Annotated in this window: 15 protein-coding genes and 1 pseudogene; 6 read left to right on the forward strand and 10 right to left on the reverse strand. The window is 71.4% G+C overall.

From position 1 onward, the window contains the following. Positions 1 to 133: 133 nt before the first annotated feature. Entirely contained in the window at positions 134 to 1,609 is a 1,476-nt protein-coding gene (locus tag CP981_RS05610) for a membrane-associated oxidoreductase (RefSeq protein ID WP_085924025.1), read from the forward strand. Between the two features lie 52 nt (positions 1,610 to 1,661). Here the strand turns inward: CP981_RS05610 and CP981_RS05615 are convergent, their stop codons facing one another. Then, on the reverse strand, positions 1,662 to 3,110 hold the full coding sequence (locus CP981_RS05615; protein ID WP_085924026.1) for a DHA2 family efflux MFS transporter permease subunit: 1,449 nt from the start codon (positions 3,108 to 3,110) through the stop codon (positions 1,662 to 1,664). Between the two features lie 23 nt (positions 3,111 to 3,133). Here CP981_RS05615 and CP981_RS05620 point away from each other — a divergent pair, with 23 nt between their 5' ends. Beyond that, a complete protein-coding gene (locus CP981_RS05620; RefSeq protein WP_208852898.1) occupies positions 3,134 to 3,610 on the forward strand; it encodes a MerR family transcriptional regulator in 477 nt (158 codons plus the stop codon). Between the two features lie 23 nt (positions 3,611 to 3,633). Here the strand turns inward: CP981_RS05620 and CP981_RS05625 are convergent, their stop codons facing one another. The 5 genes from CP981_RS05625 to CP981_RS05645 all read right to left on the reverse strand — a co-directional run bounded on the left by CP981_RS05625 (position 3,634) and on the right by CP981_RS05645 (position 9,305). Beyond that, positions 3,634 to 4,647 carry a winged helix-turn-helix domain-containing protein gene (locus CP981_RS05625; protein ID WP_085924027.1) on the reverse strand — a complete coding sequence of 338 codons (1,014 nt, stop codon included), beginning with the start codon at positions 4,645 to 4,647 and terminating at the stop codon, positions 3,634 to 3,636. 165 nt (positions 4,648 to 4,812) lie between these two features. Beyond that, complete coding sequence (locus CP981_RS05630; protein WP_085924028.1) at positions 4,813 to 5,286, reverse strand: NUDIX hydrolase; 474 nt, start codon at positions 5,284 to 5,286, stop codon at positions 4,813 to 4,815. A gap of 4 nt (positions 5,287 to 5,290) precedes the next feature. After that, positions 5,291 to 6,838 (reverse strand): ATP-dependent DNA ligase, encoded by a 1,548-nt coding sequence (locus CP981_RS05635; protein WP_085924029.1) that lies wholly within the window; start codon positions 6,836 to 6,838, stop codon positions 5,291 to 5,293. Positions 6,839 to 6,910: 72 nt separating this feature from the next. Next, positions 6,911 to 8,308, reverse strand: coding sequence for an FAD-binding oxidoreductase (locus CP981_RS05640; protein WP_085924030.1), 1,398 nt, complete (start codon positions 8,306 to 8,308; stop codon positions 6,911 to 6,913). Positions 8,309 to 8,318: 10 nt separating this feature from the next. Next, a complete protein-coding gene (locus tag CP981_RS05645; protein WP_244329566.1) occupies positions 8,319 to 9,305 on the reverse strand; it encodes an antibiotic biosynthesis monooxygenase in 987 nt (328 codons plus the stop codon). An 83-nt stretch (positions 9,306 to 9,388) separates the two neighbouring features. On the opposite strand from CP981_RS05645, the gene CP981_RS05650 reads away from it, so the two are divergent. Continuing rightward, a complete protein-coding gene (locus CP981_RS05650) occupies positions 9,389 to 9,976 on the forward strand; it encodes a nucleoside deaminase (RefSeq protein WP_244329567.1) in 588 nt (195 codons plus the stop codon). A 100-nt stretch (positions 9,977 to 10,076) separates the two neighbouring features. Here the strand turns inward: CP981_RS05650 and CP981_RS05655 are convergent, their stop codons facing one another. Continuing rightward, the gene (locus CP981_RS05655) at positions 10,077 to 10,844 is read right to left on the reverse strand and encodes a hypothetical protein (protein ID WP_085924032.1); all 768 of its coding nucleotides are present in this window, start codon (positions 10,842 to 10,844) and stop codon (positions 10,077 to 10,079) included. A 502-nt stretch (positions 10,845 to 11,346) separates the two neighbouring features. On the opposite strand from CP981_RS05655, the gene CP981_RS05660 reads away from it, so the two are divergent. Next, entirely contained in the window at positions 11,347 to 12,054 is a 708-nt protein-coding gene (locus CP981_RS05660; RefSeq protein WP_208852899.1) for a histone deacetylase, read from the forward strand. 121 nt (positions 12,055 to 12,175) lie between these two features. Then, positions 12,176 to 12,601: pseudogene (locus tag CP981_RS05665) on the forward strand (dihydrofolate reductase family protein); the annotation flags it as partial. Positions 12,602 to 12,755: 154 nt separating this feature from the next. Here CP981_RS05665 and CP981_RS05670 read toward each other — a convergent pair. Continuing rightward, complete coding sequence (locus CP981_RS05670) at positions 12,756 to 13,616, reverse strand: TIGR01458 family HAD-type hydrolase (protein ID WP_085924033.1); 861 nt, start codon at positions 13,614 to 13,616, stop codon at positions 12,756 to 12,758. Positions 13,617 to 13,761: 145 nt separating this feature from the next. Here CP981_RS05670 and CP981_RS05675 point away from each other — a divergent pair, with 145 nt between their 5' ends. Beyond that, positions 13,762 to 15,072 carry a phosphoribosyltransferase family protein gene (locus CP981_RS05675; RefSeq protein WP_085924074.1) on the forward strand — a complete coding sequence of 437 codons (1,311 nt, stop codon included), beginning with the start codon at positions 13,762 to 13,764 and terminating at the stop codon, positions 15,070 to 15,072. A 167-nt stretch (positions 15,073 to 15,239) separates the two neighbouring features. On the opposite strand, the gene CP981_RS05680 is transcribed toward CP981_RS05675, so the two are convergent. After that, positions 15,240 to 15,767, reverse strand: coding sequence for a hypothetical protein (locus CP981_RS05680; RefSeq protein WP_085924034.1), 528 nt, complete (start codon positions 15,765 to 15,767; stop codon positions 15,240 to 15,242). 375 nt (positions 15,768 to 16,142) lie between these two features. Next, positions 16,143 to 17,795 (reverse strand): trypsin-like serine peptidase, encoded by a 1,653-nt coding sequence (locus tag CP981_RS05685; RefSeq protein WP_167536059.1) that lies wholly within the window; start codon positions 17,793 to 17,795, stop codon positions 16,143 to 16,145. Between the last annotated feature and the right edge of the window lie 141 nt (positions 17,796 to 17,936).

Raw genomic sequence — 17,936 nt, forward strand, 5'->3', positions numbered from 1 at the left:
CGGGGCGGTCCTTTTGGGGGCCGCCCCGGGGCGGGCGGGCGCCAACTCGGAGCGCGGCGCGGGAACATGCAGCAGGCCTGGCCGCACAGCCCTTGGTTGACAGTTACTGCACCCGCGCGACAGCATCCGGCCGGTGGAGATCACCAGGCTCACCCCAGCGGAACGCCGTGTCTGGCAGGCGTTCCCCCTCGGCGAGGGCGTCGACTTCCGGGAGACCGCCGACGAAGACCCGGCCGACGGCGCCACCTGGGGCCCCGAGCGGACCGTACGCGCCGCGGTGCTCCGGGTGTTGCTGCTCAACGGCCCCTCACGGGACGGCGAGATAGCCGGGCTGAAACTGTGGGGCGCCCGCATCACCGGGGAGCTGAACCTCAAGTACGGCAGGGTGGAGCACCCGGTACGGCTGCGCTCCTGCCATTTCGAGGAGACCCCGGACCTGTACGGCGCGACGTTGCGCATCCTGGCGCTGAACGACTCGGTCCTGCCGGGGCTCATGGCCGGACACCTCCACGTCGACGGAGTGCTGCGGCTCACCTGTTGCCGTATCAAGGGGCCGGTGCGGCTGGCCGGGGCGCAGACATCCGGTGCGGTCTTCGCCAACGGGGCCCACTTCGGCGATCCGGCCGCCGCGGAGCCGCCGGAGGAACCCGTTCTCCAGCTGAACCACGCCGACATCGGCACCGACCTCTGGGCCCCCGGCCTGGTCACCCACGGCCGGATCCGGCTGAACGGCGCCACCGTCGGCGGACAGGTCACGCTCGACGACGCACAGCTCAACGCCCCCGGCGATCACGCGCTGGAGGCCCAGACCCTCAGCGTCGGCACCGACGTGCACGCGATGCGGCTGCGGGCCCACGGCCGGGTCGACCTGCGCGGTGCCCGGATCGGTGGCCAGCTCAACCTCGCCTATGCCGCCCTCGCCAACCCCGGTGGGGTGGCGTTACGCGTCAGCAGCTGCGTCGTGGGCGAGATGTGGCTGCGCGAGGCGAAGCCCGTGGTGGGCACGGTCAATCTGCGCCGCGCCCAGTTCGACGTCCTGTACGTCCCGCCGGAGGTCTGGCCGGACGAGGTCAAGCTCGACCGGCTCACCTACGGCTCGCTGCTTCCGCACCTGCCCGCCGAGGAACGGCTCCCGGTGCTGGAGCGCGAGCGCGCGGGTTATGTGTCGTACTCCTACGAGCAGCTCGCCGGCGCCTACCGTGCGGCCGGGGACGAAGCCGCCGCCCGTACCGTCCTGCTGGCCAAACTCCGCCGCCACCGCCGCACCCTTCCCTGGTACGCCAAGGTCTGGGGCCACCTTCAGGACGCCACGGTCGGCTACGGCTTCCGGCCGATGCGCGCCGCCGGCTGGCTGCTGGCCCTGTTGCTCACCGGCGCCCTCGCCTTCGCCCTGCACCCTCCCCGCCCGCTGAAGAGCGACGAGGCCCCCGATTTCAACCCCTTCTTCTACACCCTCGATCTACTGATGCCGATCATCGGCTTCGGACAGGAGGGGGCCTTCGCACCGCGGGGCGGATACCAGTGGCTCTCGTATCTGCTGGTCATCACGGGCTGGACGCTGGCCACGACGATCGCGACCGGCATCACCCGCTCCCTGGCCCGCCAGTAGCGGGGCGCCCCCACCCACCCCGCCGTCCGCGGCGCCCGGCGCACCTCCCGCCTCACGGCCGGTGATCGACCAGCATGCCCGCGCGTGCGGCCGTGGCGCGTGCCCACGGGCCGGCGCTGACCGCGGCGAGGACGAGGATGCCCGCGCCGAGGACGACGAGCATCCACCCCACACGGTGCGCCGCGCCCGTGAACGCCGTTCCGCCATGGGCGATCTGCGGACCGATGAGGGTCCCGGAGATCGCGACGCCCAGTGTGGTGCCGGTCTGGCGGCCGGTGGAGGCCAGCGAGCCGGCCAGCCCGGCCATCGAGCGGGGCATGCCGGCGAGCGCCACGTTGGTGATCGGCGGGTTGACCGCGCCGAGGAAGACGCCGAACAGCAGGTGGACCGCCAGCACGGCCGGCAGCGGAGTCGCCGGGCCGAGCCCCAGCGACAGGCCGCCGCCGAGGGCCAGGGCCGTCCCCGCCACCACCAGCGGTAACAGGGGACCGCGCGTGCCGACCACGCGCCCGGTCAGCGGCGCCACCACCAGGACCGGCAGCCCGACCGGGAGCAGGCACAGCCCGGCCGCCACCGGTGACAGACCGCGCACGTCCTGAAGGTACTGGGTGGTCACGAACAGGAACGCGCCGAAGCCGCACAGGCCGAACAGCGCCATCACGATCGCGGAGCTGAACGGCACGCTGCGGAACAGGCGCAGTTCCAGGAGCGGGTCGGCACGGCGCGGTTCATATCCGAGGAGGCCCGCCACGCCGAACGCGGCCACGGCGAGCAGCCCGAGGATGACCGGTGAGGTCCAGCCGAGTGCGCCGGACTCGATGATCGCGTAGACGACACTGCCCAGGACCAGGACCATCAGTACCTGCCCGACCGGGTCGAACCGGCGGGCCCGTTCGGCACGGGACTCGGGGACGAACAGCGCGGCGCACACGATCGCCACGGCCACGATCGGGACGTTGATCCAGAAGACCGACCGCCAGCCGAAGGCGTCGACCAGTCCGCCGCCGAGGATCGGTCCCAGCGCCAGCGCCAGTCCGGACATCGAGGCGAAGACCCCGATGGCCCGTGCCCGTTCGGCGGCACCGGTGAACGTGTTCGCGACGATCGCCATGGCCACCGGGTTGAGCATGGTCCCGCCGACGGCTTGCAGCGCCCGCGCCGCGATCAGCCAGCCGATGTCCGGCGCCAGTCCGCACAGCACGGAGCCGAGGCCGAAGGCCGCGAGACCGGCCTGGAAGACGCGCCGCCGGCCGAGCCGGTCCGCGGTCGCCCCGGCCAGCACGAGGAACGCGGCCAGCACCAGGGTGTAGGCGTCGACCGCCCACTGACGGCCGGATTCGGATGCGTGCAGGTCGCGTCCCATGCTGGGAAGCGCGACATTGACGATGGAAATATCCATCACCACGACGACGATGCTCACGCAGCAGATCGCGAGCACCAGGGATTTGCGGCGCGGGCTCAGCTCGGCAGCCGCCGCGGGGGAAAGCACGGATGAACTCATGGCCCGACGTTAGGATTTAGAGCGTGCTCGAAATCAAGCAGCACTCAGCATCCGGTGCCTCCGAACCGAAGGCGCGGCCCGCCGCGGTGCCCGCGGAGGGCGTGACCATCGCCGAGGCGGCCCGCCGCACGGGGGTCAGCGCACACACGCTGCGGTACTACGAGCGGGCCGGCCTGGTCATCAGCCCGGTCGACCGCACGAGCGGCGGCCGCCGCCGGTACCGCGAGATCGACCTCAAGTGGATCGTCATCTGCACCAAGCTGCGCGCCACCGGCATGCCCATCAGGGGCATCCGCCGCTACGCCGAACTGGTCGCCGCCGGACCCGGCAACGAGGCGGAGCGGCTCGCCCTCATGGAAGCCCACCGCGCCGACGTCCTGGCCAAGCTGGCGGAGACCCAGGAGAACCTGAAGATGATCGACCACAAGATCGATATCTACCGGGGCAGCCTGGCCGCGGGCGACGCCGGCCGGCTCTGGGCACCCGTCGAGCCCCGTTGAGCGGCGCGCTGCCCCGGCACCTCTCAGTTCGGCAGCCGGACGGGGGCGAGTTCACCGTGCAGCAGTGCCGTGCCGAGCGGGGTGAGGGCGTGGACGACCGAACCGCCGTCCCGCCGGCTGCGGGCCAGATTGGCCTCGCGCAGGGCGCTCACATGCTCGCTGGCCGAGGGGGCGGAGACCCGTAAGCGGCGGGCCAGTTCACCCGTGGTGGCCGGTGCGTCGAGCGCGGCGAGGATACGGGCCCGGGTGCGGCCGAGGAGGGTGGACAGCGCCTGCGGATGACAGCTGCGGGTGGTGGCCGGCGCCCACGCCGTGGAGTGCTCCACGGGGTAGACCAGCACCGGCGGCAGGCCGGGGTCGGCCAGCGCGATGGGTGTGCGCCAGCAGAAGTGGGACGGGATCAGCCGCAGCCCGCGCCCGCCCAGCCGCAGCTCGCGGTCCTGGGGATAGTCGACGTACAGCACCGGTGGCTCCCAACGGAGCGCCGGGCGGAGGCTGTTGAGCATGCCGTCGACACCGCCCCGGCAGAGGGCGCGGGCCCGGGCACCGCGGTCGGAGTCGACGGTGGCGGCCGCCTCGGTCCAGTCGGGGGCGATCACCGCGCGGTGCACCTCCCGGAAGGCGCGGGCCAGTTCGTCGAGCGGCTCCCGGCTTCCGGCGGCCAGTGCGGCGGTCCAGCGCGGGAGCCGGTCCGGCAGCGCGGCCCGCGCCGATTCCGCCGTCAGCCGGACCGGGGAGGTCTCCCGCAGCGCCGCCAGCCCGGCGGCGAGCCCGTCGCGGGCCGCGTCAGGGGTGAGGAAGTCCGGGAAGTAGCGGGCGTCGGCCGGGGCCAGTGCGCTGATCAGCCGGGCGGCGCGGGTCAGGCCGCGGGCGTCGAGTTCGCGGCGGGCGCGGGCGCGCCAGGCGCCGTAGACCGGCACCCCGCGCCCCGGTGGGGCGACATGGTGCAGGGCGAGCACGGTTTCCCACAGTGGATCGGGTTCGGCGGCTATCTGCACCCGCGCGACATCCCGGTCTTCGAAGTGAATACGCAACATGCGGCCCCCGCGGCATGCTCATGACCCTGTGGCCAGGGCCCCCCGTTCGGGACCTGGTGGCACGGCCCCGCCGCCAGATTGCCGGGTGGGCAACGGGGTGTCCAGGGCGAGTGGTGGCATACCGCCTGCGCGGGTGGTGAAGCCGGGGAGTGCGCGGCGCCCGGGTCAGGCCCCGCTCGCGAGCCGTTCCGCCAGCCGCTCCAGGAACACCCGCTGGCCCGCGACCAGCCGCGTCCGCGCCTCGTCCGGGCCGCACCAGGCCACCCGGTCGATCTCGGGGAAGGCGGCGAGCACCCCGGAGCCGCGCGGCCACTCCATCTCGAAGGTGCCGGGCACCACCTGCTCCGGATCGAGATCGCTCTCGACGGCCCAGGCCGTCACCACCTTGCCGCCCGACTGGCGGATCTCGCCCAGCGGGAGACCGGGTCCGTCGGGAGGCGGTATGCCCAGCTCCTCCTCGAACTCCCGCCGGGCCGCGTCCCACGCCTCCTCCGGCGGTACGTACTCGCCCTTGGGCACGGTCCACGCCCCCGCGTCCCGCCGCTCCCACAACGGCCCGCCCATGTGCGCCAGCAGCACCTCGACCCCGGTCGCCGTGCCCCGGTACAGCAGCAGTCCGGCACTGCGCTTCCCGGCCATGGCGCTACGCGTCCCCGCCGTCGTGCGCGGTGAGCACCGTCTCGACGGTGTCCGCCTCGGCCGCGGTCTTGTCCTCCCGGTAGCGCACCACCCGCGCGAAGCGCAGGGTCACACCCGCCGGGTACCGCGAGGAGGTCTGGAGCCCGTCGTAGGCGATCTCGACGACGAGTTCCGGACGCACCGTCACGACATGGCCGTCGTCCGCCACCGCGAGCTCCCGCAGCCGCTCGGTCTGCCAGCCGAGGACGGCGTCGGTGAGCCCCTTGAACGTCTTGCCCAGCATGACGAAACCGCCGTCCGGGTCCCGCGCCCCGAGGTGGAGGTTGGACAGCTTCCCGGTGCGCCGGCCGTGACCCCACTCCGCGGCCAGCACCACCAGGTCCAGGGTGTGCACGGGCTTGACCTTCAGCCAGGCGGCGCCGCGGCGGCCCGCGCTGTAGGGGGCGTCCAGTGCCTTGACCACGACGCCCTCATGGCCCCGGCGCAGGGTCTCGGCCCAGAACTCCTCCGCGGCGGCGCGGGCGGCGGGGTCGGCGGGATCGGCGACCACCTGGCGGCGCACCCGCAGCGGCTCGGGGACCAGCCGGGCCAGCTCCGTATGCCGCTGCTCGCCGGGGAGTTCCAGCAGGTCGCGGCCGTCGACGGACAGTACGTCGAAGAAGACCGGGGACAGCGGCAGCGCGGCCTGCGCGGCGGAGACGTCCACCCGCGAGCCGAACCGCCCGGCCACCTGCTGGAACGGCACCGGCCGGCCCGCGCCGTCCAGGGCGATCACCTCGCCGTCGAGGATGAAGCGGCCGGCCGGCAGCTCCCGGGCGAGGGCGGTGACCTCGGGGAGCCGGTCGGTGACCTCGTCCAGGGTCCGGGTGTGGACCCGGACGTCCGGTCCGTCGCGGTGCACCTGGATGCGGATGCCGTCGAGCTTCTCCTCCACGGCACAGGCCCCGAGCCGGTCGACCGCCTCGGCCACCGACTTGGCGCTGTGCGCCAGCATCGGACCGACGGGCCGGCCGACGGTGAGCCGGAAGTCCGCGAGCGCCGCCGGCCCCTCGGCGAGCAGCGCCCGCGCCACGTCCGGCAGCGAGCCCGCCAGCATCACGGCGCGCCGTACGTCCGCCGCGGGCACCTCGGTCGCGGCGGCGAGCCCTTCGGCCGCGATGGCGTCCAGCGCGCCCTGCCGCACCTCGCCGGTGAGCAGACCGGTCAGGAACCGCTGCTCCTCCGCCGTCGCCGCGGCGAGCAGCTCCCGGACGAGTCCGCGCCGCTGACCCTGCGCCCCGGCCCCGGAAACCCGCGCCAGGGCGGTCAGCGCGGCATCCACCTCGCGTACGGTCAGCGTGGCACGGTCCGCGGCCGGCACGGGTTCGCGCAGCACGCTCCAGCCGATCCCGATCCGGCCCTGGGGCAGCCGTCCGGCGAGATACGGAATGACCACCGGGACATCCTCCGGCGCCGCGGCCCGGAACAGCCCGGCCAGCAGCGCAATCTTCCGCGAACGCGCCCGGGTGGCGGCGACGTCTCCCGATACCTGTGCGAGATGCGCCAGCAGCATAGGGCCATGGTGCCCCCGCGGCGCCGTCCCCGCTTCCCCTGGCGGCAGCTCCGCGCCCCGCCCCCGGTGGCGTCACGGGGCGAGGTAGGAGTGGAAGAGGTTTTCCGGGTCCCACTGCGCCTTGATCTCCTGGAGGCGGTCCCAGGTGGCGGGGGCGTAGGAGCGCCGGGCCCGTGCGGGGTCGGCCTCCAGATCGGTCTCGGCGATGTAGTGGCTGCCCTCGCCCCGTGGGTCCGCGGCGGCCATGGTGTCCCGCAGCCAGCGCGCGTTGTCCTGGTCGCCGGCCGGGTCCTCCCAGACCGCGTAGCAGACGAGATAGGACGCGCCGAGCGGGGCGAACGCCATGTTCCGCAGCAGTGCGGGTTCCTGGGAGACCGGCTGCACGGGCGAGAGCACCAGGGACTTCCCGGAGGGGGCGTGGGCGACCGCGTCGGCGATCCGGGTCAGCTGGGTGGCGTGGCTCTCCGGCGACCACAGGGTGTCCGCCGCGTACCGGTGTGCGGGCGGCCAGATGGCCGCCGCGCCCTCGTGCAGCGCGGCGAAGGACACCGGCGTGGGCAGTTGCCGGGTGACGGCGCATGCGCCGAAGGGGCAGTCGGCGAACGGCTCCAGCGCCTGCCGGGCCTCGTGCTCCGTGGCGGCGAACGCGGTGGCGGCGACCGTGATCCGGGGCCCTCGGGGAGCGCTGGTGGCCGGGGGGCCGGAGGCCGCGAGGACGAAGGCGGTCTCGACGTACGGCGGGAGGCGGCGCGCGAGCGGCTCCGCCCACTCCGTCACCTGCCGGACATCGGCCAGCGGGAAGGTGAGGGCGGTCGTCAACACCGAGGCCGGGTGCGGGTGCAGGGCGAGACGGAAGCCGGTGACGGCCGCGCAGAAGCCCGGCCCGGCGCCCCGGGCGGCCCAGAAGAGGTCGGGGTGCTCGGTGTCGCTACAGATGACCGTCCGCCCGTCGGCGGTGACGGCCCGGATCTCCCGCACATCGGCGCAGGACGCCCCCCAGGCGCGGGAGTTCCAGCCGAGACCGCCGCTGAGCAGAAATCCGCCGACCGCCACCGTGGGGCAGTGCCCGACCGGGAAGGCCAGGCCGTGCGGGGTGAGGGCGGCGACCAGGTCCTGACCGGTGACGGCGGGGCCCACGGTGGCGGTGGCCGGGTCGTGGCCCCGGGCGGGCGTGATGCCGCACCGCCGGAGCCCGGAGAGGTCGAGCAGCAGGCCCCCGTCGCGGAGGGGTGAACCGGACCAGTTGTGCCCGCCGGAGCACATCGCGACCCGCAGGCCCTGGGCACGGGCCCAGGTGACGGCGTGCACCACGTCCGCTTCCGTGGCGGCCCGCACGATGAGTTCGGGGCACCGCGGGGGCGTGACCTCGTTCCACACCGCGCCGGTACGGGCGTCCTCGTAGCCGGGGTCGTCCCGCCGGATCAGCGTGCCCTCGATGTCCGCCCCCACTGCCGGTGCCCGTGGGCGCATCGCCGCCTCCTCACCAGATCTGGCCGGTGATCAGGCCGAAGACGCCGATGAACACCACGTAGCAGAGCAGCATCACCGCGATACCGGTCACCTGCACCCGGCGGGTGCGGGCCCGGGCGGGCACCAGCCAGAAGGCGAGCGCCCGGTTCACGGTCGGCATCAGCAGCCAGGTCAGTGCGCTGACGCTCAGCACATTGGAGAGGAACAGCCCGATGTACTCCCGGATTCCGAGCTTCTCCAGTCCGTATCCCACGGTCAGGTTGAGCACCATCACCGTCGGATAGAGCGCCAGCAGCACGGACATGGCCTGTTTCCAGTTGGGCGGTGCGCTCCGGTCCTCGCCGTGGTCGAACGAGAACCAGCCGCTGAACGACGAACCCACCTTGCGTACGTCGTAGGAGGTGAAGTATTTGCTCCCCTCCTCCAGCAGTTTGCTGCGTACGTCGGAGGTGAGCCAGTCGTCGAGGTAGGCACGCGATTCGAACCGGAAGACGACAACCCAGTTGTCCTGCACCCCCGCCACCGGCTCGAAGAGCTCGGACCCCATGAAACCCGGCGCCTTCTCCTGCTCCTTGAGCGTCTTCTGCTGCCAGCTCAGAAACCCGTCCTCGCAGCCCGGCTTCACCTCGTGGGAGATCACGGCCGTGACCGCCTCCTGAGCCGGCTGAGCGGGGGTGCCGCCCTGGAGAACCTCTTGCGTCGGGGGGCTTTCGAAGAGCCCGTGCGCCTCGTCCAGCAACTCCTGCCGCCGGCCCGAATTCAGCCATGCGGTCAAATAGTCCATGGCGGAAAAGCGGAATACGGCCACCCATTCATTGGCTTCGCCGGCGACCGGTGGAAATACCTCGGCGCCCACAAAACCCTTGAATTCGCCGGCCGCCCGATTCACCCGGTCCTGCCAGCGCTGATACTCGTCGGCCCGGCCCTCGCGCACCTTCTGCGAGGTCACAACGGTGGCGTTGAGCGCCGTGGGGTCACGGCTTGCACGGGAACTCACATCGAGTAGCCTAGTTCATAGGGGAATTATCGGGCAAATTGGGCATTTGTGCAGTCCGTTCCGCAGAGGACGCTGAGGAATCGATGCCGATCGGAGAGTCCGTGATGGAAGACAAAGAACTCCTCGCAGAGGCCGTACGGCTGGCCACGGAATCCGTGGAGAACGGCTGGGGCGGCCCGTTCGGCGCGGTGATCACGCGCAACGGCGAGATCCTCGCCCGCGGGCAGAACCGTGTTCTGCTGACCGGCGACCCCACCGCTCACGCCGAGATGCAGACCATCAGCAAGGCCATCCAGGTCCTCAACCCTGAGGCTCCGTCAATCGCCGTGGAGCATCAGAACGAGAGCACGCTGGCGTACGTCGCCCGGCCCGAGGGTTCACCGGACCCGCTGCCGGAACGCGCCCGGATGCTCCAGGGCTGCTCGATCTACATCAGCGGCGCCCCCTGCCCGATGTGTATGAGCGCCATCTACTGGTCACGGATGGACGCCGTGTACTACAGCTGCGACCTGGAGGACACCGCGCGGATCGGCTTCGACGACTCGTTCCAGTACGAGGACTTCGAGCGGCCCCTCGGCGAGCGGCGGATCAAGATCGAACAGATCCACCCCGAGCTGGGCGCCAACGCCTATGCGGCGTGGACCAACCGGGCCGACCGGCACGCGTACTGACGACGGATCACGGCCCGCCGCGACGGCACGGTGACCGTCGCGGCGGGCCGCTACCGCGCCCCGGCCCCCGAGCCGTCCGGACCGAAGCGTTCCGGGCGGCTTACTCGTACATCACGTACTCCGGCTGCGGCCGGAGGGCCAGTACCTCCTTCGGCGTCATCAGGCGGCTGCCCTCGGCGTCCTCCTCGTAGAAGAGCTTGAAGCCGGTGTGCAGGCCGTCGGGCAGATCGTGGACGAGCTTGCGCCAGGTCCCGCGCTTCAGGCCGGGCGAGCCGATACCGTCGGCGCTCTTGATCAGCGCCACACCGGGCTGGGGGCGCAGCGCCGACTCCTCGCCCACGACGGACGTGGCGACCTGGTGGAAGACCAGCGGCTTCTGCGGCAGATCGTGCTTCTCGACCAGGCCGGACAGATAGCGGGCGACCTTCGTCAGCTCATGGCCGTCGGTATGCCCGTAGGTGTCGCCCGGTACCTCGCCGGAGCCCATCTCCCACTCCGGGTCCAGGGCGATCCCCACGTCCGGGTGGACGAGCCAGTCGCGCAGCGCCTTGACCTCGTCGAGCACCGCGGCACGGCCCGGCTGGATGTTCAACAGCAGCAGCCCGCGGCGCTCGCGCGCCACCCGGTGGAAGCGGCGGATGGTGGCGGCGGGCGTCCGTGAGCGGTACCTGCCGTCCGGGCCGGCCGCGGAATTGGCGACCGTCGCCAGGAGTTCGAGGACCGGCAGGGGTTCGCGCCCCGCGGCGAAGGAGTGCGCCACCTTCTCCGCCTCGGCGGCCCGCCGCCCGGGGTCACCGGTCCCGAGCCGCCCGAGCGCCGCGGCGCCGGGCAGGCCACAGAACCCGGCCAGCCGGTATCGCGGGAACAATTCCCGTCCGCCACGCGGGAGTTCCGGGCGGCGTCGCCTCTCCGGGCGGCCCGGGGACGCGGAGCCGGACGGGCCCGGGGAACCGCTCCCGGCCGACGCGGAGGACCCCGGCCGCCCCGGCGGTGAGGCCCTGGACGCGGAATCGGCACGTGAGGACGTGCCCGCGCAGGCCGTGAGCAGTCCGAGCCCGGCCGCTGTCGTGACCGCGAGCATCCGGCGCCGGCTCGCGTCCGGCGCGGGTACGGGGTCGCGGCCCGCCGTCCCGCCCCTGGATATCTCCGTGCCGGTGCGCCCTGACACCTTGTCCGCCATGCTGCCTCCGTCCCCCGGCATCCGGCCGTCGACCGGCCGCCGGTTGCCTGCGGACCGCTCCGTTCCGGTCCGTGCAGTGCGCATCTCCAGACCCTCCGTGGCAAAACCCGGGGTGGTAACGATCAAGCCAGGTTGACCGCGGCCGTTCGCGTGCGCCTCGCACTCGGGCCGGTCCGCGTAGCGTGAGTGTGTGATCAGGCCCCGACGCCTCGAAGTCCTGGACGACTCCCCCGAAGCCGTCCGGCACCGCACCCCCGTCCGCCGCCTCTGGTACGCCGCATACGGCTCCAACATGCATCTCGACCGGCTGACCGCCTACCTGGCCGGGGGCCGGCCGGCCGGTGGACTGCGCAGCTACCCGGGCTGCCGGGACCCCCGCGGTCCCGCGCGCACGGCACCGGTCATGCTGCCGGGGCTGCTCTACTTCGCCACCGAATCGGACGTGTGGACCGGCGGCAGGGCCTTCTACGACCCCGATGCCAGCCCCGCCCAGGACGGCCGAAGCGCCGAACTCCCCTCCCGGGCCTACCTGCTGACGCTCTCCCAGTTCTCCGACATCGCCGCTCAGGAGATGGGCCGGGAGCCCGGCGAGGATCTCGATCTCACGGAGGCGGTGACCCGCGGGCAGGCCCGGATCGGCCCCGGACGGTACGAGACGCTGGTGTGCGCAGGTCTGCTGGACGGGGACCCGGTGGTGACCTTCACCGCCCCGTGGAGCAGCCAGGACATCACCATGAACGCACCGTCGGCGGCCTATCTGCGGCATATCGCGGCCGGCATCGTCGCCTCCCACGGATGGAGCGCCGGCCGGGCCGCCGCCTACCTCGCCGGCTGCCCGGGGGCCGACGGCCACTGGACGGCGGCGGAGATCGCGGCACTGCTCACCGACCCGTCCTGACCAGCACCCTCGCCCCGGCACGCCGTGCGCACGCGTACGGCCGCCACCGCGCCCGCGCCGGGCACACTGAAGCCGTCCGGCCGGTGCCCGCCCGGCCCCGACGACCTCTGCGAGGACCGCGATGAGAAAGATCATTGTGTGGCTTTCGGTGTCCCTCGACGGCTTCTTCGAGGGCCCGAACCGCGAGATCGACTGGCATCTGGTCGACGACGAGCTGCACCGGTACGTCAACGAGGAGCTGCGGCAGATGAGCGCCTTCCTGTGCGGGCGGGTCACCCATGAGCTGATGGCCGGATTCTGGCCCACGGCCGATGCCGATCCCGCGGTGACCGGCCCGATGGCTGAATTCGCCGGGATCTGGCGGGACATGCCCAAGATCGTGTTTTCCCGGACCCTGGAGCAGGCCGGCGGGTACCACACCACCCTCAAGCGGGAAGTCGTCCCCGAGGAGATCATGGCGCTCAAGGGACAGCCGGGCGGCGATATGACGCTGGGCGGCCCCGACCTCGCCGCGTCGTTCCGGGAGCACGATCTGATCGACGAGTACCGCCTCTACATCCACCCGGTCATCCTCGGGCGGGGCATGCCCCTGTTCCGGGCGTCGGACACCAGGACCGGCCAACGGCGTCGTCCTGCTCCACTACCGGCGTGCCCGGGACGCCGGGGCGGGGTGAGCTCCGGGAGCGGTGCCGCACCCCGGCTCACGGGGCGGGCCGCTCCGGCGGGGCAGGCCGCTCCGGCCGGCCGGACCGCTCCGGCCGGCCGGGCAGACCGAGCAGGTCGGGCAGATCGGCGAAGGAGTCGAGCACCCGGTCCGGGGTGCCGGTGGCCGCACGATGGGTCTCCGGCAGGTATTTGCCGGTCTTGACGAGCACCCCGGTGAGCCCGCAGCGCTGGGCCGCCAGCACATCGGACTCGATGTCGTCGCCCACCATCAGCGTTTCCGACGCCGCGGCGCCGAGCTGTGCCAGGGCGGTGGCGAAGAACGCCTCGGCCGGTTTGCCGGTGACCACCGCCTCGACACCGGCGGCCCGTTCCAGGCCCGGCAGAAAGGCCCCGGTGTCGAGGTCGAGCCCGTCCGCCGTACGCCAGTACAGATTGCGGTGCATGGCGACCAGCCGGGCACCGCGCTGGAGATGGCGAAAAGCGGCGTTGAGGGCCGCATAGCCGAATTCCTCGCCCGCACCGCCGAACACCACCACGTCCGGCGCCTCCCGGTCCTCGTCGTCGGCCCCTCCCCCGACGACCTCCACACCCTCCAGATCGGCCCGGACCTCGCCGCTGTTGATCAGCAGACAGCGCGCGTCCGGATGGTGGGCGCGCAGGTAGGCGGCGGTGGCGGCGGGTGCGGTCAGAATGTCGTCGACGCCTACGGGGAAGCCCTCCCGGGCCAGCCGCCCGGCGACCACGGCGCGGGTCCGTGAGGTGGTGTTGGTGACCAGCAGCAGCGGGAGTCCGGCCGCGCGCAGCCGCTCCATCGCCGCGGCCGCGCCGGGCAGCGCCTTCCAGGACACGGTGAGCACACCGTCGATATCGATCAGAACCGCTCCGATTCCTTCCATACGCCGACGGTAACCACGGTCAGCCGGGCCGGGCGGACGGCCGGGCCGCATCCACCGTCCGACTTGCGAAGGAGCCGCGAATGGGGTTATTTCGAAGTGAGGTGTGAACGCAGCTTCCGTCTCCCCTGGCTAGGGGGTGCACACTGTGCTGTTCACTGACCGCGCGGACGCGGGGCACCGTCTCGCCGAAGCGCTACAGCACCTGGAGGGGGAAGAGCCCGTCGTGCTGGGCCTGCCCCGTGGCGGCGTCCCGGTGGCCTTCCAAGTGGCGCTGGCGCTCAAGGCGCCGCTCGATGTGATCGTGGTCCGCAAACTGGGCGTCCCCTACCAGCGCGAGCTGGGATTCGGTGCCATCGGCGAGGGCGGCGTGCGGGTGATCAGCGACGACATCGTCCGCCGGGGCCGGCTCGGACAGGCGGATCTGGCCTCCGTGGAGCATGCCGAGGCGGCGGAACTCGCCCGCCAGGCGGAGCGTTTCCGTGCCGGACGGCCGCGGCTCTCCCTCGAAGGCCGGACGGCGATCGTGGTGGACGACGGGATCGCCACCGGCGCCACCGCGGCGGCCGCGTGCCAGGTGGTCCGCGCGCAGGGCGCGGCCCGTGTGGTGCTCGCCGTCCCCGTGGCACCTCCGGACGCGGCCGAGCGGCTGCGCACCTCGACCGATGAATTCGTCTGCCTCTCCACCCCGTTCGCCTTCTCCGCCGTCGGCGAGTGGTACCGGGACTTCTCCCAGACCCCCGACGACGAGGTCGTGGCACTGCTGGCGCAGGCCGCGGCCGGCCCCGGGCCGGAGCGGTCCGCGCCGGACGCGGAGACCGCGGTGGACAAGGAGGTCGAGGAGGAGGTGGCGATCGACGCCGCCGGGGTCCGGCTCACCGGGGACCTCCAGCTGCCGGCCGGCGCCCGCGCGGTGGTGATGTTCGCGCACGGCTCCGGCAGCAGCCGGCACAGCCCGCGCAACCGGCTGGTCGCCGCGGCCCTGAACGAGGCGGGCCTGGGCACCCTGCTCTTCGATCTGCTCACCCCGGCGGAAGAGGCCCACCGGTCGAACGTCTTCGACATCGGCACCCTCGCCGATCGGCTGACGGCCGCCACCGGCTGGCTGCGGGACCGCACCGCCCTGCCGATCGGCTACTTCGGCGCGAGCACCGGCGCCGCGGCGGCGCTGTGGGCCGCCGCCACGCCCGGCGCGGACGTCGGTGCCGTGGTGTCCCGCGGTGGCCGCCCCGACCTCGCCGAACCGCTGCTCGTCGCGGTACGGGCACCGACGCTGCTCATCGTGGGCGGCAACGACAACGTGGTCATCGACCTCAACCAGCAGGCCCAGGCGGCGCTGCGGTGCGAGACCCGCGTCGAGATCATTCCCGGCGCCACCCATCTCTTCGAGGAACACGGCGCCCTCCAACAGGTCGCCGACCTCGCCCGGGACTGGTTCCTCAGCCATTTGGTGAAGTAGCCGGTCCCGCGGCGACATGCGCGTCGGCCCCGCGGCGTTCGGCCGCCCCGCGCCGGCACCCTCACTTCGACGTCGGCGGTTCCTGCGGCGTCGGCAGCGAGGTATACGTGCAGAGAAAAGTGCACGGATACATGCAAGCGGTGCACTCCAGGCTTTATCGATAGCTGTTAGAGCCTGTTTGTGGCTAGCTTTTCTCCATCTGTGCCACGAACAACTACATTCCAGGCGGTGCCGTCGCCATCGTCACCGTCCCACCACGTCACAAAGGACTGCGCCAGGTCGGTGGCTGCCGAATGGTCGTCCCCGGTAGACGGATAGCCGGTGGTCAGCTCGATGTCGTAGTCACTGCGGTGCAGTTCTACGAGGGTCAGCCTGTTGACATGCGCGGTCATCGGCTTGTCGGTATCACTCAGCCAGGCCTTGAAACGCTCAAGGAGATCCTGGTCGTTGGTGCGCTTGGTGACTTGGCCGCTCGGCAGGTGCTCAGCGTTTTCGCTCACGCCGTCCAGGCACCCGGAGACCCAGGCTCCACGGTCGGCTTCGGCCTCCTGGCCGGCGCTGAGAGCGCGTCGCGTGCAGCCACCCCAGACGACTTCACGGACTGACGAGCCCTTGCCCCCTGCGTCACGGACTGCCCGGCCCCGGTTGTAGCCGGCGATGTAGGCGTCCTGCGCGACCTTCTTCTTGTCTTTCACCGGTGCATGGGTGGGCCGCTGCGATGACTTCCCCGGTGGTGGGCTGCCCGACTCGCTGCCGCATGCCGGTACGGCTAAGACGGCAAGCATGGTCGCAGCGAGCGCGAGGCGCGGGCGATAACGGGATGGGCGCATGGTGTCTCCTGCCGTGTGCGCACGTTGAGTGAGGTTCTGGTGCCTGCCAAGTGTTTCCTGCGGGTCACCGACTCAGGGCCACTTCGAGCAGAACGTCCGGGACGGGCCGGCGGCCTGGGCCGGCAGCCCACAAAAGAGCTCCAAAGCCTGACAGGCGCTCAGGGTGCGCTTCCTGGTCTCTGGGCGGTGGCTTCCCAACTGATGTCGTGGAAGCCACCGCCAGCCATCCCCCTGAGCGTGCTAGGGCGAGACGAGCCGGTTCTCTCGGCCGATCGATTGCGCGTTTCCGTCGGTGTAGAGGGTGAGTTCGCCATCCGACCAACGGACGATTGTGTCGTCCGCGTGGGGGTTGTCGGAGTAGTCGCCACCGGAGACGATCAGGGCGTGTGTCCAGGTGGAATCCGGTCCGTGGAGCTTGTTCTCACCCCATGGGGCGCCGCCGGTGAAGTCCTGGTAGTTGGTCAGTTCACCGTCGGACCAGCGCACGATGAGATCCCAGTTGTCATTTCCGGTGTAGTCGCCGGCGCCGATCTCGGTAGCGTGCGTCCAGAGCTTGTTCGGAGCCACCACCTTCGTCTCCTTGCCTAAGCCCTTGTCGGAGACATCGGTGTAGAGGGAGAGCTCGCCGTCGGACCAGCGCACGACGAGGTCGTCCTGCCACTTGTTCGCAGAGAAGCGGCCGGCAGTGATCGCCTCTGCGTGCTTCCAGGTGGCGTTGGGCGGCTGGAGCTGCTTTTCACCGTGGAAGCCTTTCTCATCCACCGAGGGGTAGAGCGTGAGTTCACCGTCGGACCAGCGCACGATGAGGTCGGAGCCGTTGTCGCCGGTGAAGTCGCCTGCCGTGACTTCGACAGCGTGATCACCCCATTGTGCGTTGGGGCCCTTGATCTTGTACTCCTTGTCGAAGTGGCCACGGTCAGCACTCGCACCGCGATAGACCGTGAGCTCTCCGTCCGACCACAGGACGAACATGTCCATCCGGTCGTTGGGGACATCCTCTCCATCGAGGGCGAAGTAGCCAGAGGCGATCTCCTCTGCGTGCTTCCAGGTCTCGGCCCCGGGGAGAATTGAGCGGGTAGGCGGCTGCTTGCCCGCCACTGCGGCGTCGAAGACCCGCTTGACGTCGTTGTCGAAGTAGGAGCTGTAGGAAGTGTCGGGGCTGTGCCCGCCGGTCTTCCACCCTCCGGTCACCCCGGCCAGCGCCAGTCCGCCGTCCTTTTTGATCAGGAAGGGCCCGCCTGAAGTGCCGGAGACATAACCGTCGCAGTTGACCTCGGCGAAGGTACCGCCCTTCCATCCGTCAGCGCTGGCGGTGGTGAACTCCTTCAAGGGCGTGGTGCAGGTGAGCGGATTCTGCTTGGGCTTGTAGCCGTCCATACCTGGCAGGTACGGGTAGCCGATGACCTGGGTGTCCGGGTGATCGAAGCCAGCATTAAGAGCGAGAGGTATTGCGCCTACCACTTCTTCGACCTTCTTTCCGTCAGACCTCGGGGAGGTCTGCAGGAACGCAAAGTCGAGATCGGTGTAGGCTTTGTCTCCGCCCGGCGTGATATAGGCGGGGTCCATGTAGATTTTCCCGACAGAAATCGGGAAGACGCCGTGCGGCCGTGGTTCCGCTTCATGGTGTTGCGGAACGAACACCAGCTTGGTGACACGGTCACTGCTGTCGAAGCAGTGGGCCGCGGTGGCCACGATGTTCTTTCCCGGGGAAGGCACGACGGTGCCGGCACAGAAACGGTACTGGTCATCCTCCTGGTAAAAGAAGGTCCCGACCTGCTTGATCCCCTTGAAGGGGTGCGAGGGAGACATCGACTGACGGCGCGGCTCGCGCGCTTCTGGCGGCAGCTTCGCCTCGCGCTCAGCTTGCTCGGCCACTGGCTTGGCCTGGTCCATACGGGCCGGCGTCCAGAAGTCTTCCAACCTTTTGGCTTCCGCCTGCGTGACCTGCGCCTGCCGGGTGTTCTCGGACGGTCTGGATTGAGGAACTGTGGGTCTGGCACTCGGTCTCCGCTTGTCAGAAGCGGTGGGTTCCGG

The sequence above is a fragment of the Streptomyces platensis genome, assembly GCF_008704855.1.
GTDB lineage: Bacteria > Actinomycetota > Actinomycetes > Streptomycetales > Streptomycetaceae > Streptomyces > Streptomyces platensis.